We start from the raw sequence: 24905 nt of genomic DNA, 5'->3' as shown, positions 1-24905 counted from the left end.
GCATTCAATCAGAGCGGATCACTCCCATGACCATTCAACTCTATGGCTTCTGGCGCTCAAACGCGGCTTTTCGTGTCCGCGTCGCGCTTGCCCTGAAGAAACTGCCTTTCGAGGAAATCGAAATCGATATTCTCTCCGGGCGTCAGTTCGATGCTGCTTATGCCGAAGTGAACGCCGAACATGTCGTGCCCACCCTGGTTCACGATGGCCATCGCGTCTTTCAATCGCTGGCGATCATGGAATATCTCGACGATATCCATCCGCAGCCGCGCTTGATGCCCGAGGATGCCAGGGAGAAAGCCTATGCTCGGTCGCTGGCGCTGGTCGCCGTCGCCGATGCCCACCCGCTGATCGTGCCGCGCGTGCGCAAACATCTCGGCCAGGCATTCGGCGCAGATGCATCCGCGATCGAGACATGGTGCCGGCATTGGACGACGGAGGGACTTGCGACCTACGAGCGCCTGCTCACCCGGCGCCCGCCGGCACCGTTTGCGCTCGGAGAGGCCCCCGGCATTGCCGATATCTGCATCGCCGGCCAGATCGTCATGGCCGATCTCAATAAGATCGACCTATCGGCCTTTCCGTCCCTGGCGGCTCTCGGGACGCGCTGTTTCGACCTTCCGGAATTTGCGCAGGCCCATCCTTCTCGGCAGGCCGGCTACTCGAACGCTCATTAGCAAGGCGGGCGCCCGCTATTCCTGCGGCCGGAACTCGTCCGGCAGGTTTTCCTTGTAGGGGTAGAACTTGAAATAGGGCAGCGCCTCTTTCAGTCCGCGGGCGAAGGAGGGGCGCTCCAGCAGACGGCGGTAATAGGCTTCGATGCCCGGGCGCTTCTCGGTGAAGGGCACCAGCGTGCGGGCGTAGAAGAGGGCGGGTGCCGCGGCGCAGTCGGCCATGGTGAAGGCGTCGCCGGTGATCCAGGCTTTGCCGTCGATCTGCTTTTCCACCATATCATAGGCGAGAGACAGCATGGCGCGCGCTTCATTGACGCCGTGCGGATCGGCCGAGCCTTCCGGGCGTATCCGGTCTATGACGATCTTCTGCATCGGCACCTGCACATAGAGATCGAAGAAGCGGTCCCAGAGGCGGACCTGCAGGCCGGCATTGGTTTCCTCCGGCACGAGTGAAACAGGGCCGGGATAGTGCCGGTCCAGATATTCGATGATGATGCTGGTTTCGGGAATCGTGCTGTCGCGCGTCTCGTCGCGCAGGATGGGGATCTTGCCGACGGGCCAGAAACGCAGAAGGTCGGCGCTCGATTGCTCGTCGGCGAGATCGACGAAGCGGTTTTCGAAGGGCGTCCCATTTTCGTAGAGAGCGATCAGCACCTTGTGGCAGAAGGAGGCAAGCGGATGCTGGTAGAGAACGAGCGCCATGCATTGACCTTTCCTGAAGAGATCAGGTCAAGAAATTAGCAAGGCGCCCGTAAAATGCCAGATGGCACGTTCAGCCGTTATAACGCGCCGTCACCAGATGGCCGGGGCTCGGCCGCCCCTCCTGCATGCGCACGTTGATCTCCATCATCTCGATGAGCTCGAAGCCTGTGGCGGCCAGGCGCTCGCGGATATAGGTCTCGGTGTGGATGAAGCGCTGGTGCGGGCCGACCATATAGGCGCGACCGTCTGCCAGCCTTTCGGGCAGGGTTTCCGAGGAGAAGATGAAGATGCCGCCGGCATTCATGTTCTCTGCAGCGCCGAAGAACAACGGCTCCAGCGCGCCGAGATAGGGCAGCACGTCAGTCGCGGTGATCAGATCGAAAGGATCCTCTTCATTGTCGTCGAGGAAATCCTCGACCTCGGCAACGAAGAGCGTCTCATAGACTTCCTTCTCATCGGCGATGACGACCATATTCTCGGAGATATCGATGCCGATCATCTCCTCGCAGAGGTCATTCAGCGCGCTGCCGGTCAGGCCCGTGCCGCAACCAAGATCAAGCATGCGCTTGAAGGGGCCGAGCTTCAGGTCCTGCAGGCGCTGGCGCACGAGCATCGGCACATGGTAGCCGAGCTGTTCCACCAGCACATCCTCGAAGACTTCGGCATGCTGATCGAAGAGAGTTTCGACATAGGCGTCCGGCGCTCGAACAGGCGTTTCGCCGCGGCCCATGGAGGCAATGCGCACAGCCGCGCCGCCGTGATCGTCGGGATCGATGGCCAGGACTTCCTGATAGGCTTCCACGGCCGCATCGATGTCACCGGCTTTTTCAAGCGCAAGAGCGCGGTTATAGGCTTCCGCGAGAGCCTCTTCGTCGATCTTCTTTTTGTTCATGCGGGCGTTTTAGAGCCCACAGCTTACCATCGCAACTGCAATTTCAGTGCAATATGAATTCGCCCTTAAGGGAGCGCCACTCCGTTGCCGAAATGAGCCTGCGGTGAATGTAACGCACCGAATGCAGCGGCCCATCCAGTTTCTCCTGCCAGAACTTCAGGAAACCATGCATTTCCGGAAAGTCCGGTGCGAGGTCGTAGTCCTGCCAGATATAGGTCTGAAGAAAGGCCGGATGATCCGGCATGCGGTAGAGGATCTGGGCCGTCGTCAGCCCGTAACCCTTAAGCTGCTTTTCCATGTCCTTGTGCATATTGTCTCACTTCTTCTTGTTCCCACTCTGCGCTTATTAGCGCTGCATGATATGAGATCATGCCGTGGTTAACGGAAGCTTGACAGATATCGCATAAAAGCGCTATTTGTTTTTGATTTCAATAACTTGGCAGCAGCGATAGGAGAGTGCTGCCAAGTCTCTTCAGCGCTTCAGGTGGCGCGTCAGGCGGCGCTCGATCCAGCCCCAGAGGTGGCGCAAGGCTTCCACGATCGTGAGATAGAAGATCGCCGCCCACAGATAGGTCTGGTAGTCGAAGGTACGCGAGAAGGCATAACGCGTCTCGCCCATCAGGTCGAGCACGGTGATGATGGCAACGACCGCCGAGCCCTTGATCAGCAGGATGATCTCGTTGCCATAGGGGCGCAGCGCCACGATGAAGGCCTGCGGCAGGATGATCTTGCGGAAAGCGATGATGCGGTGGATGCCGAGTGCATCGGCCGCCTCGCGCTGGCCATATGGCACGCTTTCAATGGCGCCGCGCAGGATTTCCGCCTGATAGGCCGCGGTATTGATGGTCATAGCGAAGACGCCGCAAAACCAGGCATCGCGGAAGAACCACCAGAGACCGACCGCTTCCAGCTGCGGCCGGAACGCACCGAGGCCGTAATAGACCAGGAATAGCTGAGCCAGCAGCGGCGTGCCGCGGAAGAAATAGATGTAGCCGTAGGCGAGCCAGTTCAGCACGCGATTTTTTGACATGCGCGCCATGGCGAGCGGCAGAGACAGCACGGCGCCGCAGACGACCGAAATGCCCACAATGCTGAGCGTCATCCACAGGCCGTGCAGATAACGCGGCCCGTAGCGGGTGAACTTCTCCGGATCCCAGCCATTGATGACGGTGTAGATCAGGAGTGCGGCAAGCAGCGCCCAGAAGGCCACGAATATATTGCCGGCGAGGCGTGAGGCCGTCATCGGCTTTGCCACGGCGCGGGGTGCCGGCTGCGGGGGGATCAATGTTTCAGCGTAGCTCATCGACGGACCTCCGAGCGCTTGGCCCAGCGGTCGACATAGACGAGCAGGAAGGAGGAAAGGATGGCCAGCGCCAGATAGAGACAGCAGGCCAGGCCATAGAAGAAGAAGGGCTCCTTGGTCACGCGCACGGCGACACTCGTCTGGCGCAGGATATCGGCAAGGCTGATGATCGACACATAGGACGTGTCCTTCAGCAGCACCATCCAGAGATTCGTGAGGCCGGGCAGGGCGATGCGAACGAGCTGCGGCAAGACGATGAGGCGCAGCGTGCGGCCGCGATGCAGGCCGAGCGCGTCTCCCGCTTCATACTGCCCCTTGGGAATGGCGCGGAAGGCCGAGAGCAGCACTTCCGAGCAATAGGCGGAAAAGACGACCGACAGCGCGATGACGCCAGCAAAGAAGGCGTTGATTTCGACCGGCGGGCCATTATAGCCGGCGAGATCCAGCAGATACTGGATGAGGATCTGCATGCCGTAATAGATGATGAAGAGCGTCAGAAGCTCCGGCAGGCCGCGGAAGATCGTGGTGTAGACGCCGGCGGCGAGCCGCAGCGATTTCTCTTCCGATTGCTGGCCGAGCGCGACCAGAAAACCGATGACGAGACCGATCGGCAAGGTGACGACCGCCACCGAAACGGTGACCTGCAGGCCGAGTGCGATCTCGTCGCCCCAGCCGGTATCGCCACAGGCAAGAATCGTCGACGGCGCTAACCAGGTGAAGATGCCAACGGGCCCGCACAGTGGATCGACGATGTGCACAATCAGGCTCCAGAAGGAGCCAAGCGCGGAAAATAATCCGCCCATGCCAGAATTCCCCTCACGGCTTTTGCCGTTTTGATATTGCCACCTTTGTCAAACAAAAATGGCGGAAGAGCAAGCCTTCCGCCATCATCTTCATCGGCCAGATAGCGAATTTATCATTCGCCGTAAACGTCGAAATCGAAGTACTTTTCCTGGATCTTCTTGTACTCACCGCTGGCGCGGATCGCGGCGATCGCTGTGTTCAGCTTTTCCTTCAGCGGATCGCCCTTGCGGATGGCGATGCCTGCACCGTTGCCGTTGATTTCCTTGTCGACCGGCAGGGTCGTCAGGATCTTGCAGCAGGAGCCGGCATCGGACTTGACCCATTCGGAGAGAACGACGACGTCGTCGATGACGGCATCGACGCGGCCGCTGGAAACGTCGAGCTTATACTCGTCAGCCGTCGGGTAGAGCTTCAATTCGGTATCGGCGAGATGCTTCTCGGCGTAGTTGGCATGGGTCGTGGAGGTCTGCGCGCCGATCACCTTGCCCTTGAGGCCGGCAACATCGGTGATCGTAGAGTCCTTCGGCACGGCGATTGCCGGCGGGGTGTTGTAATACTTGTTGGAGAAGTCGACGAGCTTGAGGCGCTCAGGCGTGATCGACATGGAAGAGACGATCATGTCGAACTTCTTGGCGTTCAGAGCAGGGATGATGCCGTCCCAGTCAGTGGACACGAAGGAGCATTCGGCCTTCATTTGGGCGCAGAGTGCCTTGGCGACATCGATGTCGAAGCCCTGAATGGTGCCACTGGCGTCGACGAATTCGAAAGGCGGATAGGTCGAGTCCGTGCCGATCACATATTTTTCGCCGTCGGCAAGCGCCGCGCCGGCGAAGAGAGACATTGCCGCCATCGAGGCAGCAGCAAGGAGCTTGGTGGAAATGCGCATGAGGATCCTCTCTGTTGGTGGCTCCGGGCCTTTTTGTTGTTCGCCGGAGGCCGCACACTTCGACGGTGCCACCACCGTCTTGCGGCGATAATCAAACCTTTTCTCACAAAATTGCAACAGGAATCCCGCCGCAATTGTGCGCTGCAACCGGCAGCCAGCGTGCGAGCCGACATGAACGAGGACCGACTGCCACGTTCAGGCGAGGTTAATGCGTGCCTACCTAGCTTCCGGAACAAATCGGCATTTTAGCGCTTTGAGTTTCGCGTGGTGCACAAAAAGCCGTGATTGCGGGGCAGTGAGCCCCGGTCGAAGTCAAAACAAGGACGAGGAAACCCCTTATGGGCATGAAATCCAGACTGTTTGCGAGCGCGGCCTTTCCGCTGCTTTCCCTTGCCTTCGTAGTGCCGCCGGTAGGCGCTTACGCCGCAGTCGGCGGGGTTCAGCATGGCGCTGCCGGCACTGTTGCCAATACCATCGTTGGGGGCAGCTACGAGGTGGCGCAGGACGCACCTTCCGAAGAGGAGCTCCTGAAAAAGAAGAAGCAGGCAGAAGAGCAGCAACAGCAGCAGGAGGCGCCCGCCGAGAAGCCGCAAAAGCGCGAAGCGCCCGCCGAAAGCGCTCCGGAACCGGAACAGAAGCCCAAGCGCCAGCGCGAGCCCGAACCGCAGGCAGAGCCGCAAGTCCAGGCACCCGCGGCCGAGGAACCCGCACGTCCACGCCGCCAGCGCGAAGCCCAGCCCGAACAGGCAGCACCCGACCAGCAGGCTCCTGCCGCCGAGGAACCGCAGCGGCCGCGCCGCCAGAAGCAGGCACAGCCGGAACAGCAGGCCGAGCCGCAAGCTCAGCAGCCGCAGGCGGAGCAGCCCCCGGCAGAGCAGCCGAAGCGCCAGCGCGATCGCAAGCAGAATGCCGAGCAGGCCGCTCCTGACTCGCAGCAGCCGGCTGTCGAAGCTCCGGCCGCCGGCGAGGCGAATCAGCCTGCTGAAAAACCGCGCCAGCGCCCGCAGCGCCAGAAGACGGAGACGACAGAGCAGCCCGCGGAGCAGAGCACGGAACAGCCGGCGGAGCAGCAGGGCGGCAAGCGGCCAGCCGGCGGCAAGCGTCCCGCGGCAACCGAGCAGCAGGCAGCACCTTCCGATGAGGCACCCGTCCCAGCCGGAAAGCCCGCAACGGCCGAACAGCCGACAGGCGAGAAGCCCGTCCCGGCGGAAAAGCCTGCGACAGCCGAAAAGCCCGCTGCAACTGAAACGCCGGCGACCGCTGAAAAGCCTGCCGCTGGCGAACCGCCCGCCAATGGTCAGCAGGCTGTCCAGCCCGTACCCGGCCAGCAGCCTGAACAGCCTGCCGCCATCGTGCCGCAGCCTGGCGAACAGCCGGCAGCCGTAGCGCCGCAGCAGGCCGAACAGTCCATTCCCGCGCCTGAAAAGGTCACGCCGCAGGAGCTGGAGCGCCGCAAGGAGATCGCCCAGGATCCTGCCAAGAGTAGCGAGACCATCGTCCTGCCGGTTGAGAATGGTGCCGCTGTTCTGGACAGCGACAAGGATGCGGACCGCAGCCAGGGCCGGCAGGGCCGTCGCGACCGAGACCGCCAGCGCGCCGACAGCCAGGATTTCAAGCTGCCGACCTCGGATGCCGAGGCTCAGTCGCTGAGCGCCACCCAACAGCGTGCGCCGGTGCAGATCGAGGCCATCACGCGTGAAGAAGGTCGGCGCATCGACCGCCGTCCCCAGTTCGCCCAGCCTGATGGCGTGCGTTACGGCGAACGCACGGACGACAGCCGCGTCATCATCCAGTTCGGCGACCGCACCATTGTTCGCAGCGACGACGACCGCCGCTTCCTGCGCGATGGCGAACGGCCGAGCTATGAGGAGCTTTCGGGCGACCGCTACCGCGAAACGATCATGCGGCCCGAAGGCTATCGCATCGTGACGATCCGCAACCGCTACGGCGACATCATCCAGCGCTCGCGCGTCGATGCCCGCGGCCGGGAAGAGGTGCTCTATTATTCGCCCGAGCTCTACGAGGATCCGGACCGTGATTACTTCGAGGATCCGGGTGCCGACCTGCCGCCGATGCGCCTGCGCGTGCCGCTAAACGACTATATCATCGACACCAGCACCGATCCGGACCGTGACTATTACGAGTTCCTGAGCGAGCCGCCCGTCGAACCGGTCGAACGCGTATATTCGCTGAACGAGGTGAAATATTCCGCCCGTATCCGCGACAAGGTGCGCCGCATCGACCTGGATACGGTGACCTTTGCGACCGGCAGTGCGGAAATCCCGATGACCCAGGCCCGCACGCTGCGCAAGGTGGCCGATGCGATCAACGAAGTGCTCGACAAGAACAAGAGCGAGACCTTCCTGATTGAAGGCCACACGGATGCGGTGGGTTCTGACCAGAGCAACCTGATTCTGTCTGACCAGCGCGCGGAATCGGTCGCCAACGTACTGACGGATGTCTATGGCATCCCGCCGGAGAACCTTGCGACTCAGGGTTATGGCGAGCGCTATCTGAAGGTGAATACAGCAGGACCGAACCAGGAGAACCGGCGCGTGACCATTCGCCGAGTGACGCCGCTGGTGCGGCCTGTGGCACAGAACAGGTAAGCCAGTACCTGGAATTTTATGAGGAGGGCGGGGTCCGTGAGGGCCTCGCCCTTTTTATTTTGTGATGGCGATGATGGGAGGAGGTGGCCCGAAGGGTCGGATGAGGGGTCGCAGGTAAAACAAATGCGGTCTTCACTATCCGCTCAGACGTTCGCTCACGCCGGTTGGGGAGACGGAGGAGCCCCAAGATCAACCGTGCGCGCAACAAAATCCGCAATCGCGATCGTGTCATTGAGATCAAACAAGGCGAGCCCTGCAGCATCCTCGACCTCGTGATCCGCCGCAATCGCCACGATATGCCGATCCTCGGGCGCCAGCGGATCGCGCCTCGCAGCCTCCAGCCGCCGCGCCTCGATCTTCGGGATCGGCTCGCGCTTGTAGCCCTCGATCAGCACCAGATCGCAGGGCGCAAGCCGCGCCAATATCTCCTCGAAGCTCGGCTCCGGGGCGCCGCGCAACTCGTGCATGATGGCGTAGCGGGTGCCCGAGACGATCGTCACCTCATGTGCGCCGGCCTGGCGGTGGCGGTAGCTGTCGGCGCCGACCTTGTCGATGTCGAAATCGTGGTGGGCGTGTTTGATGGTGGAGATGCGATAGCCGCGGCGGGTGAATTCCTCGACGAGGCGCACCGCAAGGCCCGTCTTGCCGGAATTCTTCCAGCCGGCGATGCCGAAGATTTTCTGTGTCATCCGCCCATCTTCTTTCATGTGCCCATCTTTTTCATGCACGAAGTGCCTTCAGCCAGCGTTCGGCCTCCATTAAATCATCCGGCGTGTTGATGTTAAAGAAGGGATCGAGAACGCTGGCGCGGGTCGGATGCAGCGGGAAGGAGACTTCCGTTACGTCATGACGCAAGAGGAAGTCGCGAACACGGCGCTTCTCGTCCATCCTGACCCATTCTTCCAGATCGCCCGCGAGCGCCGTCGGCCAAAGGCCGAAGACCGGATGGCTGCGGCCTTCCGAGGCAGCAATGGCGATCTGTTCGGGATGGCTTACCGCACCCGCAAGCCGGCTAACGAGATCGGCCGGGAAGAAGGGGCAATCGACGGAAACGGTGACGACATGGGTGGCGGGCAGGCCGGCGCCATACATCATCGCCGCATGAATCCCGGCCATCGGCCCCGCCTTGCCGGGAATACGGTCGGAAACAACGGGCAGGTCGTGTCCGTCGGCCGCATCGGCATTGACGGCGATCTGTGCCGTCTGCGGCGAGAGGCGGGCCAGAACATGGGAGAGCAGGCTGCGGCCGCCGAGCGTGACGCCCGCCTTGTCGCGGCCCATGCGCGATGAGCGCCCGCCGGCCAGCACGACGCCGGGAATGGTCGATTGGTCGAGCACGAAGTCAGTCATGGCGATACCTCGGACTATCACACGGGCGAGCGGGGCGCCGATTCCTGCGCGACCGGCGGCACGTGGCGCTTGGCCTCACGATAGAACGTATAGAGGCCGGAGGCGATAACGATGGCAGCGCCCACCAGCGTCCAGAAATCAGGCACTTCGGCAAAGAAGAAGAAACCGAGCAAAGAAGAGAAGATCAGGCTCGTATAACGGAAGGGTGCCACGAAGGAGATCTCGCCGGTACGCATGGCGAGGATGACCGACTGGTAGCCGACGAGCACCAGCACGGAGGCAAGCAACAGATGCGTGAGCGAGGTAACGCTGACCGGTTCCCAGCCGCCGAGGAAGGGGATCATAAGCGCGCCGAAGATTGCGACCGAGACCGCCGTGACCGTCGTGATCATCAGCGAGGGAATATCCTTGCTGATGCTGCGGGTGGCGAGATCGCGCCCTGCGGTGGAGGCGACGCTGCCGACGCAGAGGAGGGCGGCGGCGGTAAAGCCTTCCGGACCGGGGCGGATGATGATCATCACGCCGATGAGGCCGACAAGGATCGCCATCCAGCGCCGCCAGCCGACCGGCTCCTTGAAGAAGAGTGCCGCGCCGAAGGTGACGACGAGCGGCAGAGACTGCAGGATCGCCGAGGCATTGGCGATCGGCATCATGCCGAGAGCGGTAATGTAGGTGACGGCGGCGATGATCTCACAGGCAATGCGCAGAGCGATGACGGGTTTGAGCATGACCCGCCAGGGCCTCAATGCGCCCAGCCTCCAGGCGATCAGATAGACGAGGATGCTGGTGAAGAGGCCACGCAGGAACATGATCTCGCCGGCATTCATGTAGGAAATGACCGATTTGGAGAGTGCGTCGCTTGAGGAAAAGCCCGCCATCGCCATGCTCATATAGATGGCGCCTTCGGTATTGCGTGATCGCGGCATGCTGGAGATTCCCTTACCTTACAAGCCCTTTTAGAAGGGAACGGACAGCAAGGGAATCGGAGGAATGCCACACCTGCAATAATTCGATGCTGCAGCGCAGCGCAACCTAGTGTAAGGGAACGCAATCCTTGTGCAGTTGCGGCAAATATTAGAAATATAAGGATAATTCCAAGATCTTCCGGTTGCGGATTAAGGTTGTATCAACCGATTCAGCAAAATATGCGACCACTCTTCATGATGGAGGAGGCCGCCGAACCATCCGGAATGATTGCGGAGTGGACGGTACCATCAGTTTCAAGGCGCCGCGTCCATGCACTTCATCGACCGACTTCTGCAAAGCCGTCGTATCGTCACCAAGGTCCTGCTGTTCGTCATCCCGCTCGTCGTGCTGATCGCCGGTGTCGGCATCCTCGGTTACCACACGGCCAATATCCTGAACGGCCACATGACGGTGACGCGCGCGACGATCGAAAATATCTCCGATTTCGAGAACCTTCAGGCGGCACTTCAGGAGTTCATCTCCGATCCGTCGGATGCGAGCAGGGCCGGTTTCGGCAAGGCGATCGATGCCCAGGAAAGTGGCGTCGTGCGACTGAACGGCTTGCTGAAGACCGACGACCAGCGCAGCCAGCTGACCGAAGTCAGCGCCCTGGCGTCAGCCATGCGCAGACAGCAGGAGACGCTGTTGGGCCTGCGCCAGACGGAAGATGCGAGCGTTGCAGCCATTACCAGGACGGTGCAGGCGATTTCGGCTGCCGCAGAGGAAGCCGGTGGCCAGACCGATCTCGTGCGCAAGGATTTCACCGACAAGGAAGTCTTCGCCAAGGCACTGCTCTACAATTCCGCTGCCTTCAAGTCGCTGACCGATATCATGGGCGCGATGCGCGTCGACATCCAGATGGGCTTTACGCCCGAGGAGCAGATCGAGGCCGCCCAGCAGCATATTGCCGAGATCCTGAAGCAACTCGATGTCGCCAAGGCCATGGTCTCCCAGGATGGCCAGCCATTGATCGGACAGGTCGCCGAGACAGCCGGCAAGCTCGATGCGCTCTTGAAGGGCAGCGGCACACCGGATGAGAAAGCCTCCGGCATGGCGCCGCTCTTGACCGGCTTCGTCAATACCGAGGGCCAGATGACGCTGCAGTCGGCCAAGAACAGCGACACGGCGTCTGCCCGCTTCGTCAGCCTCGACAAGAGCATTGCCGAACAGCGCGAGCTTTTGACCTCGGTCGACCAGGTGCGCGACAACGCCGACCGGTTGCAGGTGCATGTCAGCCAGATGCTGAGCACACGTGATGGCGCCGCACGGGACGTGGTACTCGCAGATCTCAAGGCGCTCACCGAAACCGCCAAGAAGATCTCCGTACTCGGCGCCAATGATGCCGTCATGAAGGCGTTCGCGGACAAGGTCGCCCCGGCTGCCGTTTCGCTGACCGCTGCTTCTGCAGACATGCTGAAGGCGGCTGCAGATTGGAAGGCGGCACGCCAGCAGTCATCCGAAATCCTCTCCGGCGCAATGGCCTCGCTTCGCCAGTTCGTCAGCCAGGCTCAGGAACTCGGCAAGGAAGACAGCGAGCGTTCGGCCAATGTTTCTGTCTTTGCGATGATCCTCGGGACGCTGCTGGCGATCATCGGCGGGCTGATGCTGGTCGAAACCCTGCGCGGCCCGCTGAAGCGCGTTTCAGACGTGATGACCCGGCTTGCCAATGGCGATCTCGAAGTTGCCATCGAAGGCCGTAACCGCGGCGACGAGATTGGCGACATGGTTCGCTCGGTCGCTGTCTTCCGTGATGCGGCTGTCGAAAACGTCCGGCTCGAGAAGGAGGCCGAAAGCGCGCGGGTGCTCTCAGCCGACGAGGCGAGCCGCCGCACCGCCGAGCGCGCCCGCATCGAGGCCGAACAGAAGCAGGCGCTGAATGCTCTCTCCGACGTGCTGCAGCAGCTGGCACAAGGCAATCTGGAAATCGGCATGCGTCGCGATCTCGCCAGCGATTTCGTCGATATGGCCGATACCTACAATCATGCCGTCGAGGCACTCCGCCAGACGTTGGCCGATGTGCGCGGCGCCACCGTCGAGATCAAGGGCGGCACGGGCAACCTGGCGTCCTCGGCCGACGATCTTGCGCGCCGCACCGAACAGCAGGCGGCCGCACTCGAGGAGAGCTCGCGGGCGCTGCGGCACTTGAGCGATGTCGTGCGCTCCACCGCCGACCGCGCCAAGCAGACGGCGCAATCCGTCAACGAGACACAGGTTTTCGCGACCCGTTCCGGGGAGGTCGTCGCCAAGGCCGTCGATGCGATGGGCGAAATCAACCGGTCGTCCGAGAGGATCGCCACCATCATCGGCGTGATCGACGAGATCGCCTTCCAGACCAACCTCCTGGCGCTGAATGCGGGCGTCGAAGCAGCACGAGCAGGCGAGGCGGGCCGCGGCTTTGCGGTCGTGGCGCAGGAAGTGCGCGAACTTGCCCAGCGCTGCGCCAAGGCCGCCCGCGAGATCAAGGAGCTGATCTCGGCGAGCTCCGGCCAGGTGCAGAGCGGCGTAGAGCTTGTCGAGGAAACTGGCCAGGCGCTCGCCGAAATCATCGCCCATATCGGCGGCGTGCAGCGCCTCGTCGCCGAGATTTCGGCTGCGACAGGCGAACAGTCGACAGGCCTCCACGAGGTCAGCAAGGCGGTGCATGACGTGGAGCTCATTACCCAGCAGAATGCGGCGATGGTGGAAGAGAACAATGCCGAAATCCAGGGCCTGCGCCAGCGCGTCGACATGCTCTCGGACAAGGTCAACCGCTTCCGCACCGGTGACGAAGGCGAGGTGCATGGATATGGCCGCGCCGAGGGTCGCTGGACGGGCCGTGCTGCATAAGTCAATGCATCGGCTTGAGATCAGAAAGGGCCCGCGGTTTTCCAACCGCGGGTTTTTCTTTTGAACAATTTGGCGCCTGCGTCGTTTTCCAACCATGTCCAACAAAGGAGAACCGTGATGGATTGGAACCGTGTTGAAGGTAACTGGAAGCAGGTGAAGGGCAAGGTCAAGGAACAGTGGGGCAAGCTCACCGACGACGACCTCGACCAGATCAACGGCCGCCGCGAACAGCTTGAAGGCAAGCTGCAGGAACGCTACGGCCTCGCCAAGGACCGCATCCGCAGCGACGTCGATACCTGGTACAACGGCCAGACCTGGCACTGATAACAATCCGACATCAGAGTATTCCACTCAGAAAGACTTGGCCCCGCTGATGCGGGGCTTTTTTCGTGCTGGTTATCAGCCGCGGCAAAGCGGGTTGAGTCGATAGCCGAATCCTGATCTCCATTGGACATCTTGAAACGGCGCACAACGGATAGACGAGACATGAGTACCGCGGAAAAATCGGACCACTCGAACCCCGAACTGCCCATGGGATATTCTCCGGTTCCCAGGGGCAAGCTTGCAAACGCCGTCACCTGTCTGGAAATGACCGAGAAGCCGCTGCGGAGGGAGACCGGCAACACTGCAGGGCTTTCCCTGGAGAGGATGCTGTCGCCCGATCCACAGATTTATCGGCAGCTCTTCCGGGCGATCGGTGAGGACTGGCTGTGGGTTTCCCGGCTTGTCATGGCCGATGAGGCGCTGAAAGCCATCATCGGCGACCCCTTGGTGGAAATCTACGCGCTGCTCTCCGATGGGCAGCAAGCCGGAATGCTGGAGCTTGATTTCCGGCAGCCCGGCCAATGTGAACTGGTCTTCTTCGGGGTCGGAAAAAGCGCCATCGGAACAGGGGCGGGGCGCTATCTCATGAATCATGCTTTGTCCATCGCGTGGGCGCATCCGATCGAGCGGCTCTGGGTCCACACCTGCCATTTCGACCACCCGAACGCGCTCCCGTTTTATCAGCGGTCCGGCTTCAGGCCCTATGCTTTCATGGTCGAGGTCACGGATGATCCGCGGCTGACCGGAGTCTTGCCGCGGTCGGCGGCGCCGCATGTGCCCATCCTCGAGTAAGGCAATGCCAGGCAGGGGCTCTTCGAAAGTTCAGGATAGAAGGCTGTAAAGGTTCGTCGGCGCGCCGTGGAGCATGACCTGGCCTTCGAAGCCGAAGCCGCATTTCTCAAGAACGCGGCGAGATGCGGAATTGGCCGGGCGCACCAGCCCGATGATGCGGCGGGCACCCAGCTCTTCGAAGGCAAAGGCCAGTATGCCGCGAACGAGTTCGGTTGCGTAACCGTGCCCCCAGCTTCCGGGATCGAGATGATAGGAGAGGTTGAGACCCTCGAACTCGTTCGACACGGTGACCCCGCCAAAGCCGATCAGCTCACCATTGGCGATGACTGCAAAGCGGCCGAAGCTGTGTTGTTCCCAATGCGCCATGTCCCTCGCCAGCCGCGCGGCGCTTTCTTCGGGGCTGTCCGGCAGAGGCACGGGCCGGTGCGCGACCAGTTCAGGCTTTGCGAACAGCTCCGTCAGAAAATGAAGATCCTCCATCGTCGGCGGGCGCAGCAGCAGCCTGTCGGTGCGGCGCGTCTCATTCATTGGAATATCATTGCCGTCAGTCATTCATGCTCCGCTTGGCAAAGGAAAGGCGCGGGACAGGGAATAGCGATAACGATGTCCCGCCAGATAGCCTCTTCCTCTCGTGCGGCGAAACATAGTCTCTCAACTCATGTAGCCGCCATCCAGCACCAGCGGACTTCCAAGCATGAAGGACGAGGCATCGGAGCAGAGCCACAGCACGCCTTCTGCAATCTCCTGCGGTGTGGCGATGCGGCCGATTGGCGTCTGGGCGATGATGGCGGCCGCAATATCGGCGCTCTTTTTCATAGAGGATTCGACGGGCGGGGTGCCGACCCAGCCGGGGCAGATCGCGGTAATGCGGATACCCTCGCGGGCATATTCGAGTGCGGCACTCTTCGTCAGCCCGATGACGCCGTGTTTTGCGGCCGCATAGGCCGCACCGCCCGGAAAGGGATAGCCGCGCAGGCCGTCAACGGAGGAGTTGTTGATGATGACACCGCCGCCGTTCTTCTGCATGGCCGGGATCTGAAAGCGCATGCAGAGGAAGACCGAGGTCAGGTAGCCGTCGATGGTCTTGCGCCAGGCATCCTCGCCGAGGCTTCCAACCGGTGCGCCGCGTCCGCCGCTGCCGCCATTGTTGAAGGCGTAGTCGATCCGACCATATTGCTTGACGATGCCGGAGATCAGCCTTTCCACAGACTTGCCATTGGCCACGTCGCATTCGACCCAACTGGCGCTGCCATCCGGCAGGCTGGCAAGCGCCTGTTTTGCCCGTTTCTCGTTGCGGCTGGAGATGATGACGGTGGCCCCCTCACGGGCGAAAGCCTGCGCAGTCGCAAGGCCGATGCCGGCCGATCCGCCGGTGACGAGGGCTATCTTGCCCTGCATTTCGGGATAACGTTTTGGGCTGGTGTCAGTGGGCATTCGGCGATTCCATGTTCACACAGTCATGCCATATGAGCGTGCCTTGCGGCTCACTGCAAGATCAGGTGCTCGATGGCTGAAGGGAGGGCGCCATGCATGGCTCAGGGCGTTCAACGCTGCAATCGATTGCTCGCGCTTCGCGGGACCGCATCTCAGCCCCCGGTGACACTCATATGCCGGGCAACGGCCGGGCGCTTGTGGGTGCGGTCGATGATGAAATCGTGGCCCTTGGGCTTGCGCGTGATGGCCTCGTCGATGGCCGCATGGAGCAGGCCGTCGTCCTCGGTGGCGCGCAATGCGGCGCGCAGGTCGGCGGCGTCGTTCTGGCCGAGGCACATATAGAGCGTGCCGGTGCAGGTGAGGCGCACGCGGTTGCAGCTCTCGCAGAAATTATGGGTGAGCGGCGTGATGAAGCCGAGGCGGCCGCCGGTTTCCGCGACCCGGACATAGCGGGCAGGGCCGCCGGTCTGGTAATCGATATCGGCAAGCGTGAATTGCCGTTCCAGATCGGCACGCAGTTTTGAGAGCGGCAGGTACTGGTCGGTGCGATCTTCTTCGATCTCGCCCATCGGCATGGTTTCGATGACGGTCAGATCCATGTCGCGGCCATGCGCGAAGCGCAGCATGTCGGGCATTTCCACCTCGTTGAAATCCTTCAGCGCCACGGCATTGAGCTTGATCTTCAGCCCGGCCTTCTGGGCGGCGTCGATGCCTTCCATGACCTTGGCGAAATCGCCCCAGCGGGTGATCTTTCGGAATTTCTCCGGATCGAGCGTATCGAGGGAAACATTGATGCGGCGCACGCCGCAGTCATAGAGCTCCTCGGCGTGGCGGGCGAGCTGCGAGCCGTTAGTGGTGATCGTCAACTCGTCGAGACCGGAGCCGACCTGGCGGCCAAGCTGGCGTACCAGGTACATGATGTTCTTGCGCACAAGCGGCTCGCCACCGGTCAGGCGAATCTTGCGCACGCCCTTGGCGATGAAGGCGGAACAGAGCCGGTCGAGCTCTTCCAGCGTCAAGAGATCCTTCTTCGGCAGGAAGGTCATGTTTTCCGCCATGCAATAGGTGCAGCGGAAGTCGCAGCGGTCGGTGACGGAAACGCGTAGATAGGTGACGGCACGCCCGAAGGGGTCGATCATCGGCGCTGCATCCGCTACCAGCGGCGAGGCATTGCCTATCGTTCCGACTATGGTGTTCACGTCAATCTCCGTACTCTCCTTAATGTGGGCATATGCTATTGTGGCGTCAAGGGAAACAGCTTTCGGCGCCACGGCAAATTACGCTTGCGCCGAAAAAGATCAGCGCCTACTCCTCGCAGAAGAAGAGGACATAACGATGAGCGATATCTGGCCCACCGAACTCCGGGTTTCGAAAGACCGCCAGAGGCTGGTGGTAAGCTTCAATGACGGGCAGAGCTTCGATCTCTCGGCCGAGCTTCTGCGCGTGCTGTCGCCCTCGGCCGAGGTTCAGGGGCATGGGCCGGGGCAGAAGGTCACGGTGCCGGGCAAGCGCAATGTCGCCATCATCTCAATGATCCCGACAGGCAATTATGCCGTGCGCATCGGCTTCGACGACATGCACGATACCGGCATATATACCTGGACCTATCTGCGCGAACTCGGCGAGCGAGGCTTCGAGCTTTTCTCCGCCTATGAGGAAGAGCTGAAGGAAAAGGGAATGAGCCGCGACGTGGCGGAAAAACCAAGATAATCTTCAATATCAGGCGAAGGGGCGACGAGGGGGCACATGACGGAAACGCATAAAAAGAGCTGGCTGCGAGCCCACGGGCATACCGGCAGCAGGGTCACATTCCTGGAACTCTTCTTCGATCTCGTTTTCGTCTTTTCCATTTCACAGCTGTCGCATGCGCTCTTTGCGCATTACACGCTGTTTGGCGCCGCCGAAGCCGCACTGATGATGTTCGCCGTCTGGTGGGTGTGGATCTTCACCGCCTGGGCGACGAACTGGCTCGACCCCGAGCGCATGCCGGTGCGATCCTTGCTGATCGTGATGATGATGCTCGGCCTCATTCTTTCGGCCTCCATTCCCGAAGCATTCGGCGAAAAGGGCCTGCTCTTCGCCTCAGCCTACGTACTGATGCAGGTCGGCCGCTCGGCCTTCACTGCCTATGCGATGCGGGCTGCAGGCCGTTCGGCCACGCTCAACTTCGTGCGCATTACCGCCTATTTTGTCGTCGCCGGCATATTCTGGATCGCTGGCGGGCTGCTGGAGCATGAAGCACGGCTGATCTGCTGGGTCATCGCGCTCGCCATCGAATATTGCGGGCCGGCGCTCTCCTTTGTCGTGCCTGGCCTCGGCAGATCGAATGCGGCGGAGTGGGATGTTTCCGGCGCGCATATGGCGGAGCGTTGCGCGCTTTTCATCATCATCTGCCTTGGCGAAGCGATCCTCGTATCCGGCCGCACCTTCTCCGAAATGGAATTCTCCGCCATGACCGGCGTGGTCTTTCTGATCGGTTTCATCGGCACGGTCGCCATGTGGTGGCTCTATTTCCGCTTCGGCCATGAGCGCGCGGCACACCGCATCGAGCACACGGATACGCCTGGCAGTATCGCACGGCAGGCCTTCACCTATGCGCATATTCCTGTTCTCGCAGGCATCATCGTGCACGCCGTGGCGGTGGAATTCATGTTCGAACATCCACATGAGACGGGCAGCCTCGCCATTGCCGCTTCCGTGCTCGGCGGCTCCGGCCTCTTCCTGATCGGCAATCTCTGGTTCAAGGGCGCCACCAGCGGCCGTCTGCCGCTCTCCCATCTCGCCGGCATCGTCATCCTGATCCTCTGCGCCTTCTTTGCGCCGTTCATACAGGTCTATGTAATGGGCATTCTGGCGGCGCTGGTGCTGATTATCGTGGCGGCCTGGGAGTACAAGTCGCTGACGCGGGCGCCGGCCGGGCCGGCGTTGCATTAGAGAGTCCGGCATCGCAAAAGGTCATGCATCACGCAGAAACTCCTGCGGTGTAACGGCAAGCCCTTCCAGCCAGCGATTGCCGCGCTCGTATAGAGCTTCCACCTGTTTGCCCTTCAGGCCCGGCATATCGCGCTTTACACGATATCCGATCTGCTCCTGTATATAGGCGAGATGCCGATATCCTTCCGGAAATGCCTGCAGCACCTCTCGGTCGATCCCGAGTATATCGGCGGGCGAAAGAGGATCGATCCTGTCTTTCTCATAGATCGGCTGCCGGATGACGATTGCCCAGCGGTCATTTCTCTTTTCGAGGAAGTCGTAGAAGCGCCCGGTGCAAACCACGTCGCAAGGGCAACCGTGAACCGATGCCCGCTGGGAGATCGTCATCTTGGTCTGAGCTATCGCCCGATGCGCTCTGATGTCGATCGAACTGCCGCCGAGAAAATGGAGGATGCTTACGCCTTTGTTCCAGCCATCCCGGCTGACACGGATAAACTCCGTTGCAGGCCCTTGGAACCAAGTCGCCATCATCCAGGCGTCGTCGTGCCATACGGTCTGGAAACGCTCCCAATGACCGGCATCCCGCCAGATCGCCCAGTTCTGAAGAAGCTCGTTTATTGCAAGCTTGTCATCCCATGCCGGCATCGTCACTACCCCCGCTTGTGTGCTGCAAGCCTCGAAGATAGCTCCGGGCTCAATCCTCGTCACGCAGATCCTGCAGCAGCACGGAGATGATGCGCTCCATCGAGTCGGCGGTCGCCATGCATTGCTCGATCGGCTCGTCCGAGAGCACACGGTCGATGAGGCTGGTCTGGATGGCCATGGCTTCCTCGCTCAGCTTTCGCCCCTCCGGCGTCAGGTAGAGGCGCAGCACGCGCTTGTCGCGCTCGTCGTCGCGGCGAAGGATCAGGCCGCGCTTTTCCATCTGTGGCAGGAGCATGCTCATATTGGAGCGGCCGACCAGCAGCTTACGGGCCAGCTCCTGCTGCGAAATGCCTTCGAAGCGGTAGAGATTGACGAGAATATCGAGATGCGGCGGCTTGATATCGAGATCCGATAACGAGCGCGCCAGGGATTGTTGCATGAGCTGGCAGGCGCGAGCCACCGCGATCCAGCTGCGAAAACGCGGATGATCCCAGGGAAGGGATTGATTTTTGTTCATCGTTGTACTTTATTGTTCAGTGTTGAACATTATCGGAATCCCATCATGGCAAAATTTGCGCTTGAGGTCACCCGCCTCGGATTTTCGCTCATGCAATCCGTTTCCCCGCGTCTTGCCGGCGAAGCGGCCTTCCGGCTGTTCTGCCGAACGCCATCCGTCAAGCCGAAAGGCGAGAAGGCGAAGGCGGCGCATGCGGCAGGTGTTGCCAGGCTTGCGGGCGCGGAACGCTTCCTGCTGCCGGTCGAGGGTAAGCGCGCCCATGCCTACCGGCTGAACGGCGGGGCGCTCGGGCGGCGCAAGCGTTACCTCGTCACCCATGGCTGGGGCTCCGGCATGGCCTATATGGCCGATCTGGTAACGATGCTGGCGGATACCGGCGCGGAAGTGATCGCGCTCGATTTTCCCGGCCACGGTCGCGCTGGCGGACGCTTCCTGCATATGGGGCTGGCGGTCAAGGCGATTGCGGCTGCGGAAGCGCGTTTCGGCCGCTTCGATGCCGTCGTCGGCCATTCCTTCGGCGGCGCGGCGCTGATGGTGTCGGCTTCCTCCATGCTGCCGGATGTAAAGCCAGTCTCGGCCGAACGCATGGTGCTGATCGGCTCCCCCAGCGAAATGCGGTGGCTGTTTACCGATTTCGGCCGGATGCTGCGGCTGAAGCCTGCCGCACAGGCCGCGCTCGAGGATGTCGTGCAGCGTGTCACCGGTCGCAGACTTGAGGATTTCGACGCGGGAAAAACGGCCGCAAGCATCGGCAAGCCCGTGCTGGTCATCCATGCCGAGGACGACAAGGAAGTCAGTGCCGCCCATGCGCGGCGTTATGCGGCCTCAGGCGGGCAGGTGCGGCTGTCCTGGGCGAACGGTTTTGGCCACCGGCGCATCATCTCGGCCGCCCCAGTTCTTGACGAGGTCGCAGCGTTTCTGGCTGAGGAAGACATCAAGAAAGCTGCTGAGATCATTCCGATTTTTGAGCTTCCGGCGCGCCGCGCATCGGTGTAGCGTCCGGCCGGCCGCAGGTCAGGCGGTCGGCAATAGGACTGGGCAGCAATGAAGATCATCAGCAGTATCGAAGAGCTCAACGAGATCTATGGCGCGGGCCTGTCGCAGGCATCCGTCGACAAGGTGACGAAACGGCTGACACCGCTCTATCGCGGAATGATCGAGATTTCGCCCTTCGTGGCGCTTGCGACCGTCGGCCCGGAAGGGCTCGACTGTTCGCCGCGCGGCGATCTCGGCGGCGTGGTGCGCATCGTCGACGACACCGTGCTGCATCTTCCCGACTGGCGCGGCAACAACCGCGTCGATTCGCTTTCCAACATCGTGCGCGACCCGCGCCTGTCGCTGATGTTCCTCATTCCCGGCTCGAATACGGTGATGCGCATCAACGGCCGCGGCGTGGTCTCCAACGACGAGGCGCTGCTTTCGAGTTTCGAGATGGATGGCAAACATCCGCGCACGGTCATCGTCGTCAGCATCGTCGAGGTCTATTTCCAATGCGCGCGTGCAGTGATGCGCGCCGAGCTGTGGAATGCGGAGCACTTCGTCGACCCCGCGAATCTACCGACGCCTGGGCAGATGCTGAAGGATGCGGTGGGGGATTTCGATCATGAGACTTATGATCGGGAATGGCCGGTGCGGGCTGCCAAGACGATGTGGTGAGGTGAGGGTAAGGCGGGGTTTTTAGAGGGTCCGAACCGGCCAAGCGATAGCACCAAATTGGGCAGCCTCTAAGCCGCCACTCTCCTCGGAAAGAGCACAGCGTCCGGCGCCGTCCTGACCCCATCGACGACAAGCGGCGTCCCATAGACATCAGGCACCTCCAATCCCAAGCCTTGAATGCAGTGCCTCCGCCGAGCACGGCAGAAACGGCAGGAGGCAGCGCGCAACGACTGCCAACCCATAAACCTGCTCCGCGAGGCAACCACCAAGACGATCAACTGTCGCCTGCCGTTCTTCGGGCGTGATGTCACCAAGTAGCGCCTTCGCATCCGCCCATGGGGCACGCTTCGCAAAACGGCGGTTCGCCTCGCCGACAAAAGCGAAGATATCAGCAAGACCGACATGCAGCTCATAGGTATCGAAAGCCGCAGCCACCTTCGCTGGAAGCCGCGCCGCCTCCTGTGTAAAATCGCTCTCCTGCAGCGGAGGAACGACCCCACCGAAGGCAGATGAGACAAGCGCCAGCACCCGGTTGGCGAGATTGCCGAGCTGGCCGCCGAGCTCTCCTGTCCAGGCGGCTTCCAGACGCTCAGCCGAGAAGTCGCCATCATCGCCCGAGCGAATATGCCGGAGCAGGTAGTAGCGCAGCGCATCCGGCGTGCCATAAGCATCGATGACGCTGTTGGGGTCGATGCCATTGCCGGCGGATTTGCCGATCTTTCTGCCGTCAACCGTCACATAGCCATGCACCAGGATCGACGGCGGCGGCTGCAGGCCTGCCGAGAGCAGGATGGCCGGCCAGTAGATGGTATGGAATTTCGAGATACCCTTGCCGACGACGTGGATGCGCTCACCGCTGGCGGTCCAATAGCGATTGAAGAGCTCCTCATAGGTGCCGTAGCCGAGCCCCGTCAGGTAGTTGGCCAGCGCATCGAACCAGACATAGACGACTTCATCGCTATCAGGCACGGGAACGCCCCAACCGCGCGCCCGCTCGGCGCTGCGCGAGACGCTGATGTCGTCAAGGCCTCGACGCAGCAGCGCCAGCACCTCGTTGCGCCGGTGGGTCGGAACGATGGAGAGTTCACCGGTCTCGATCAGTTGCAGGATGCGGTCGCCATAGCGCGAGAGGCGGAAGAACCAGTTCTCTTCCCGGACGAGTTCAAGCGGGACGCCGTGCTCAGGGCAGCGGCCGTCAACGAGGTCCGAGGGCTCGTAGAACTGCTCGCAGCCGACGCAATAAAGGCCTTCATAGGCCTTGCGATAGAGGTCGCCATTGTCGGCGCAGGCGTTCCACAAAGCGTGCACGCAGGTGACGTGCCGCGGGTCACGTGAGGTACGCACGAACTCGTCGTTGGAAATATCGAGCCGTGTGCCGAGCCGCTCGAACCTGTCGGCATTGGCATTGACGAAATCCGCCACGGGCAGACCGGCGGCTTCGGCCGAGCGGACATTCTTGAGGCTGTTGTCATCGGTGCCGCACTGAAAGCGCACATTGCGGCCGAGCAGGCGGAAGTGGCGGGCATAGGCATCGGCCTGCACGAGTTCGAGCGCGAAGCCCACATGCGGGGCGGCGTTCACATAGGGGATCGAGGTGGTGATATAGGTCTTATTCATCGGTTGATCCTTTCGAGGGCTAGTTGCCCCGCGAGACGGATCGACTCACGAAAAGACCGCCTCGAGGGCGGTCGCTGGTGCATTATGGACGCACGAAACCCGCCACGCTATGAGCGCGGCATCATCATCACAAAGGTGCTGATTGCGGTTCTGTCCATGCGGGATGTGGTAACATCTGGGGCGGCTTTGGGCAAGCGGGCTGCTTTCGCCGTGTTGTCAGCTATCCTGCGGTATCGTGATGCGATTGCATGGAGGACGCGATGGCGATGGAAAGCGTGAGAACCGGTGGCTGCGCGTGCGGCGCAGTCAGGTACGAAGTCGAAGGCGAGCCGTATCAATCCGGGCTCTGCCACTGCACCAAATGCCGGAAGCTGACCGGTTCCATCTTTTCGGCAACGGCGAACTGGCGTCGCTCGAAGTTCAAGATGGATGGCGAGATCAGTACCTACGACAAACGGTCGTTCTGCCCAATCTGCGGCTCGCGGCTGTTCTTCGTGCTTGATGACGCTGTGGAAGTCTTCATCGGCACCCTAGATCAGGCACCGAACGACATCCACCCCATGGTCGAGGTCTGGACCATCCGCCGCGAACCCTGGCTGCCACGGGTTCCGGATGTCAGGCTTTACGACGAAAACGAACACGCACCGTAAAATCGGCAGGCGCCCGCATCATCAGTAAAACGTCGATTTGAAGGGAACGATCGCCGAGCCCATGGCGGCGGCGTCGCCCGATATGTCTGACACGATGAGCTTGGGGTGTGGGCGGGCGACGCCGTAGCGCGGGCGGCCGAAAAGTTCGGTGCGTTCGCTCAACATCTGCGCCAGTCCCGGCGGCACCTGGCCGCCGAAGACGATCGCCTGCGGGTCGTAGATCGCCCAGATGGCGTTGATGAGACGGTTATAGGCGGGTGTGATCTCCTCGACCCATTCTGCCACGCCCGGCCATTTCGGATCGAAATTCCTGCGCAGGTAAGGGATCGACGGCACGTCGACATTGTGGCGCTTGAGCTTCTCCAGGAGCAGCTGCAGGGCAGGGCGTCGGACCATCTCCTCGTCGTCATACATGCCCGAGAATTCGCCGGCGTTGCCATTGCCGCCGGCCAGGAGTTCGCCGTCGTTGATCAGGCCGCCGCCGAAGCCGTAATTGAAGCTGAGATAGGCGAAGTGCTTGATGAAGCGGCCGGCGCCGAACATCGCCTCGGCGACGGCGCCGGCGCTGCCGCCGTTCAGGAGCCAGACGGGCTTTTTGAACAGATCGCTCAGAAGCGGCCCAAGCTCGATCAGCGACCATTCATGCAGCGGCATCGAGGCATTGTATTTTGTCCCGGAGATCAGAGCGCCGGCAATGCCGAAGCCGATGCCGAAGAAGGTCTCGTCATCGAGGCCGTTCAGCTGCTGCAATTCGGCAATGCGTTCGCACACGCGATCCAGCGCCTGGTTCATGCCCAGCTCCCTCAGCGAGATGTCGCTTTCGCCGAGCACATTGCCTGACAAGTCCACCAGGCAGATGTCGACCACGTCGGAATTGACGGAAATGCCGATCGAATAGGCGTGGCGGCCGTTGAGCCTGAGCATCGGGCTCGGCTGGCCGCGGCCGAGGCCGGGCTTCGGGGACCCCAGAGAAACGATGCCGCGCTCGACGAGCTGGTCGATGATGCGATGGACCGATTGCTGGGTCAGATCCGCATGACTTGTGATCTCGGATCGTGACAGGCCGGGATTGCGCCAGATGAGCTTCAGCAGGCTGCGTTCATTCGCGGAAACGACAATTTCCTCTCCCGGACGCCGGAATCGGGATGCAATCAACGGTTCTGGAGAATAAGGCATCACGCACCTCGAATATACTACAAAAGTGTAACTGTAACAAAGATGGCAACCGCAGGTGCCTGCATAAAGGGCTTCTCGCCCTCAATCAAGTCGGACCACGTCATCGATTTGTTACACACAAAGTGTATTAATCCGGCCGTTCACGATC

Annotated in this window: 25 protein-coding genes and 1 pseudogene; 10 read left to right on the top strand and 16 right to left on the bottom strand. The window is 61.4% G+C overall.

All coding sequences use genetic code 11. The features are described from left to right. The first annotated feature begins 26 nt into the window (after positions 1-26). Positions 27-677, top strand: coding sequence for a maleylacetoacetate isomerase (gene maiA, locus J2X71_RS29345; RefSeq protein WP_310387786.1), 651 nt, complete (start codon positions 27-29; stop codon positions 675-677). Positions 678-692: 15 nt separating this feature from the next. Here the strand turns inward: maiA and J2X71_RS29340 are convergent, their stop codons facing one another. The 6 genes from J2X71_RS29340 to J2X71_RS29315 form a co-directional block, all read right to left on the bottom strand. After that, complete coding sequence (locus tag J2X71_RS29340; RefSeq protein ID WP_310387784.1) at positions 693-1376, bottom strand: glutathione S-transferase family protein; 684 nt, start codon at positions 1374-1376, stop codon at positions 693-695. Positions 1377-1446: 70 nt separating this feature from the next. After that, on the bottom strand, positions 1447-2268 hold the full coding sequence (locus tag J2X71_RS29335) for a class I SAM-dependent methyltransferase (RefSeq protein WP_310387782.1): 822 nt from the start codon (positions 2266-2268) through the stop codon (positions 1447-1449). A gap of 43 nt (positions 2269-2311) precedes the next feature. Next, complete coding sequence (locus J2X71_RS29330; protein WP_007816277.1) at positions 2312-2578, bottom strand: usg protein; 267 nt, start codon at positions 2576-2578, stop codon at positions 2312-2314. A 162-nt stretch (positions 2579-2740) separates the two neighbouring features. Next, entirely contained in the window at positions 2741-3571 is an 831-nt protein-coding gene (locus J2X71_RS29325; protein WP_113321598.1) for an ABC transporter permease, read from the bottom strand. Further along, on the bottom strand, positions 3568-4374 hold the full coding sequence (locus tag J2X71_RS29320; protein WP_113321599.1) for an ABC transporter permease: 807 nt from the start codon (positions 4372-4374) through the stop codon (positions 3568-3570). The genes J2X71_RS29325 and J2X71_RS29320 overlap by 4 nt, the downstream gene beginning before the upstream one ends. 113 nt (positions 4375-4487) lie before the next feature. Then, positions 4488-5261, bottom strand: coding sequence for a transporter substrate-binding domain-containing protein (locus J2X71_RS29315; RefSeq protein WP_007819184.1), 774 nt, complete (start codon positions 5259-5261; stop codon positions 4488-4490). A gap of 338 nt (positions 5262-5599) precedes the next feature. Here J2X71_RS29315 and J2X71_RS29310 point away from each other — a divergent pair, with 338 nt between their 5' ends. Next, entirely contained in the window at positions 5600-7870 is a 2271-nt protein-coding gene (locus J2X71_RS29310; protein ID WP_310387775.1) for an OmpA family protein, read from the top strand. A gap of 155 nt (positions 7871-8025) precedes the next feature. Here the strand turns inward: J2X71_RS29310 and mobB are convergent, their stop codons facing one another. From mobB to J2X71_RS29295, 3 genes are read right to left on the bottom strand one after another with little or no spacing between them, the layout of a single operon-like run. Continuing rightward, entirely contained in the window at positions 8026-8559 is a 534-nt protein-coding gene (mobB, locus tag J2X71_RS29305) for a molybdopterin-guanine dinucleotide biosynthesis protein B (RefSeq protein WP_310387773.1), read from the bottom strand. Between the two features lie 31 nt (positions 8560-8590). Further along, the gene (mobA, locus tag J2X71_RS29300) at positions 8591-9220 is read right to left on the bottom strand and encodes a molybdenum cofactor guanylyltransferase MobA (RefSeq protein WP_310387771.1); all 630 of its coding nucleotides are present in this window, start codon (positions 9218-9220) and stop codon (positions 8591-8593) included. A 17-nt stretch (positions 9221-9237) separates the two neighbouring features. Beyond that, positions 9238-10146, bottom strand: coding sequence for a DMT family transporter (locus J2X71_RS29295; protein ID WP_310387770.1), 909 nt, complete (start codon positions 10144-10146; stop codon positions 9238-9240). Positions 10147-10456: 310 nt separating this feature from the next. Between J2X71_RS29295 and J2X71_RS29290 the strand changes: the two genes are divergently transcribed. The 3 genes from J2X71_RS29290 (at position 10457) to J2X71_RS29280 (ending at position 14128) form a co-directional block, all read left to right on the top strand. Further along, positions 10457-13012 (top strand): HAMP domain-containing methyl-accepting chemotaxis protein, encoded by a 2556-nt coding sequence (locus J2X71_RS29290; protein ID WP_310387768.1) that lies wholly within the window; start codon positions 10457-10459, stop codon positions 13010-13012. 117 nt (positions 13013-13129) lie between these two features. Continuing rightward, positions 13130-13336, top strand: coding sequence for a CsbD family protein (locus J2X71_RS29285; protein ID WP_113321602.1), 207 nt, complete (start codon positions 13130-13132; stop codon positions 13334-13336). A gap of 162 nt (positions 13337-13498) precedes the next feature. Further along, on the top strand, positions 13499-14128 hold the full coding sequence (locus J2X71_RS29280) for a GNAT family N-acetyltransferase (protein ID WP_310387765.1): 630 nt from the start codon (positions 13499-13501) through the stop codon (positions 14126-14128). Positions 14129-14158: 30 nt separating this feature from the next. On the opposite strand, the gene J2X71_RS29275 is transcribed toward J2X71_RS29280, so the two are convergent. From J2X71_RS29275 to moaA, 3 genes are all read right to left on the bottom strand, one after another. After that, positions 14159-14680: a GNAT family N-acetyltransferase gene (locus J2X71_RS29275; protein WP_310387763.1), complete on the bottom strand. Its 522-nt coding sequence runs from the start codon at positions 14678-14680 to the stop codon at positions 14159-14161. A 99-nt stretch (positions 14681-14779) separates the two neighbouring features. Further along, a complete protein-coding gene (locus J2X71_RS29270; RefSeq protein ID WP_310387762.1) occupies positions 14780-15562 on the bottom strand; it encodes an SDR family oxidoreductase in 783 nt (260 codons plus the stop codon). A 152-nt stretch (positions 15563-15714) separates the two neighbouring features. Further along, positions 15715-16761, bottom strand: coding sequence for a GTP 3',8-cyclase MoaA (gene moaA / locus J2X71_RS29265; protein WP_310387760.1), 1047 nt, complete (start codon positions 16759-16761; stop codon positions 15715-15717). Between the two features lie 136 nt (positions 16762-16897). Here moaA and J2X71_RS29260 point away from each other — a divergent pair, with 136 nt between their 5' ends. Further along, positions 16898-17272: a gamma-butyrobetaine hydroxylase-like domain-containing protein gene (locus J2X71_RS29260; RefSeq protein WP_113321606.1), complete on the top strand. Its 375-nt coding sequence runs from the start codon at positions 16898-16900 to the stop codon at positions 17270-17272. A gap of 36 nt (positions 17273-17308) precedes the next feature. Then, the gene (locus J2X71_RS29255) at positions 17309-18496 is read left to right on the top strand and encodes a low temperature requirement protein A (protein WP_310387758.1); all 1188 of its coding nucleotides are present in this window, start codon (positions 17309-17311) and stop codon (positions 18494-18496) included. A 21-nt stretch (positions 18497-18517) separates the two neighbouring features. On the opposite strand, the gene J2X71_RS29250 is transcribed toward J2X71_RS29255, so the two are convergent. Next, on the bottom strand, positions 18518-19141 hold the full coding sequence (locus J2X71_RS29250) for a nuclear transport factor 2 family protein (protein ID WP_113321608.1): 624 nt from the start codon (positions 19139-19141) through the stop codon (positions 18518-18520). A gap of 49 nt (positions 19142-19190) precedes the next feature. Continuing rightward, positions 19191-19658 (bottom strand): MarR family transcriptional regulator, encoded by a 468-nt coding sequence (locus tag J2X71_RS29245; protein WP_310387755.1) that lies wholly within the window; start codon positions 19656-19658, stop codon positions 19191-19193. 45 nt (positions 19659-19703) lie between these two features. Between J2X71_RS29245 and J2X71_RS29240 the strand changes: the two genes are divergently transcribed. Together J2X71_RS29240 and J2X71_RS29235 are read left to right on the top strand one after the other, a co-directional pair. Next, positions 19704-20654: an alpha/beta fold hydrolase gene (locus J2X71_RS29240; protein ID WP_310387754.1), complete on the top strand. Its 951-nt coding sequence runs from the start codon at positions 19704-19706 to the stop codon at positions 20652-20654. Positions 20655-20702: 48 nt separating this feature from the next. Next, complete coding sequence (locus J2X71_RS29235; protein WP_310387752.1) at positions 20703-21314, top strand: pyridoxamine 5'-phosphate oxidase family protein; 612 nt, start codon at positions 20703-20705, stop codon at positions 21312-21314. Between the two features lie 68 nt (positions 21315-21382). Here the strand turns inward: J2X71_RS29235 and metG are convergent. Further along, positions 21383-22931: pseudogene (gene metG, locus J2X71_RS29230) on the bottom strand (methionine--tRNA ligase). A gap of 260 nt (positions 22932-23191) precedes the next feature. On the opposite strand from metG, the gene J2X71_RS29225 reads away from it, so the two are divergent. Then, positions 23192-23581 carry a GFA family protein gene (locus J2X71_RS29225; RefSeq protein ID WP_310387750.1) on the top strand — a complete coding sequence of 130 codons (390 nt, stop codon included), beginning with the start codon at positions 23192-23194 and terminating at the stop codon, positions 23579-23581. 21 nt (positions 23582-23602) lie between these two features. Here the strand turns inward: J2X71_RS29225 and J2X71_RS29220 are convergent, their stop codons facing one another. Further along, the gene (locus tag J2X71_RS29220; RefSeq protein WP_310387748.1) at positions 23603-24757 is read right to left on the bottom strand and encodes an ROK family transcriptional regulator; all 1155 of its coding nucleotides are present in this window, start codon (positions 24755-24757) and stop codon (positions 23603-23605) included. Positions 24758-24905: the final 148 nt, after the last annotated feature.

Origin of the sequence: Rhizobium sp. 1399 (assembly GCF_031455475.1) — a bacterium.
Classification (GTDB): Bacteria; Pseudomonadota; Alphaproteobacteria; order Rhizobiales; family Rhizobiaceae; genus Rhizobium.
This window is presented reverse-complemented; position numbering and strand designations above follow the sequence as displayed.

Excerpts from the sequence above, each read along its gene's own strand:
- maiA (WP_310387786.1), top strand. The coding sequence starts at position 27 with ATGACCATTCAACTCTATGGCTTCTGGCGCTCAAACGCGGCTTTTCGT.
- J2X71_RS29340 (WP_310387784.1), bottom strand. The coding sequence starts at position 1,376 with ATGGCGCTCGTTCTCTACCAGCATCCGCTTGCCTCCTTCTGCCACAAG.
- J2X71_RS29335 (WP_310387782.1), bottom strand. The coding sequence starts at position 2,268 with ATGAACAAAAAGAAGATCGACGAAGAGGCTCTCGCGGAAGCCTATAAC.
- J2X71_RS29330 (WP_007816277.1), bottom strand. The coding sequence starts at position 2,578 with ATGCACAAGGACATGGAAAAGCAGCTTAAGGGTTACGGGCTGACGACG.
- J2X71_RS29325 (WP_113321598.1), bottom strand. The coding sequence starts at position 3,571 with ATGAGCTACGCTGAAACATTGATCCCCCCGCAGCCGGCACCCCGCGCC.
- J2X71_RS29320 (WP_113321599.1), bottom strand. The coding sequence starts at position 4,374 with ATGGGCGGATTATTTTCCGCGCTTGGCTCCTTCTGGAGCCTGATTGTG.
- J2X71_RS29315 (WP_007819184.1), bottom strand. The coding sequence starts at position 5,261 with ATGCGCATTTCCACCAAGCTCCTTGCTGCTGCCTCGATGGCGGCAATG.
- J2X71_RS29310 (WP_310387775.1), top strand. The coding sequence starts at position 5,600 with ATGGGCATGAAATCCAGACTGTTTGCGAGCGCGGCCTTTCCGCTGCTT.
- mobB (WP_310387773.1), bottom strand. The coding sequence starts at position 8,559 with ATGACACAGAAAATCTTCGGCATCGCCGGCTGGAAGAATTCCGGCAAG.
- mobA (WP_310387771.1), bottom strand. The coding sequence starts at position 9,220 with ATGACTGACTTCGTGCTCGACCAATCGACCATTCCCGGCGTCGTGCTG.
- J2X71_RS29295 (WP_310387770.1), bottom strand. The coding sequence starts at position 10,146 with ATGCCGCGATCACGCAATACCGAAGGCGCCATCTATATGAGCATGGCG.
- J2X71_RS29290 (WP_310387768.1), top strand. The coding sequence starts at position 10,457 with ATGCACTTCATCGACCGACTTCTGCAAAGCCGTCGTATCGTCACCAAG.
- J2X71_RS29285 (WP_113321602.1), top strand. The coding sequence starts at position 13,130 with ATGGATTGGAACCGTGTTGAAGGTAACTGGAAGCAGGTGAAGGGCAAG.
- J2X71_RS29280 (WP_310387765.1), top strand. The coding sequence starts at position 13,499 with ATGAGTACCGCGGAAAAATCGGACCACTCGAACCCCGAACTGCCCATG.
- J2X71_RS29275 (WP_310387763.1), bottom strand. The coding sequence starts at position 14,680 with ATGACTGACGGCAATGATATTCCAATGAATGAGACGCGCCGCACCGAC.
- J2X71_RS29270 (WP_310387762.1), bottom strand. The coding sequence starts at position 15,562 with ATGCCCACTGACACCAGCCCAAAACGTTATCCCGAAATGCAGGGCAAG.
- J2X71_RS29260 (WP_113321606.1), top strand. The coding sequence starts at position 16,898 with ATGAGCGATATCTGGCCCACCGAACTCCGGGTTTCGAAAGACCGCCAG.
- J2X71_RS29255 (WP_310387758.1), top strand. The coding sequence starts at position 17,309 with ATGACGGAAACGCATAAAAAGAGCTGGCTGCGAGCCCACGGGCATACC.
- J2X71_RS29250 (WP_113321608.1), bottom strand. The coding sequence starts at position 19,141 with ATGCCGGCATGGGATGACAAGCTTGCAATAAACGAGCTTCTTCAGAAC.
- J2X71_RS29245 (WP_310387755.1), bottom strand. The coding sequence starts at position 19,658 with ATGAACAAAAATCAATCCCTTCCCTGGGATCATCCGCGTTTTCGCAGC.
- J2X71_RS29240 (WP_310387754.1), top strand. The coding sequence starts at position 19,704 with ATGGCAAAATTTGCGCTTGAGGTCACCCGCCTCGGATTTTCGCTCATG.
- J2X71_RS29235 (WP_310387752.1), top strand. The coding sequence starts at position 20,703 with ATGAAGATCATCAGCAGTATCGAAGAGCTCAACGAGATCTATGGCGCG.
- J2X71_RS29225 (WP_310387750.1), top strand. The coding sequence starts at position 23,192 with ATGGCGATGGAAAGCGTGAGAACCGGTGGCTGCGCGTGCGGCGCAGTC.
- J2X71_RS29220 (WP_310387748.1), bottom strand. The coding sequence starts at position 24,757 with ATGCCTTATTCTCCAGAACCGTTGATTGCATCCCGATTCCGGCGTCCG.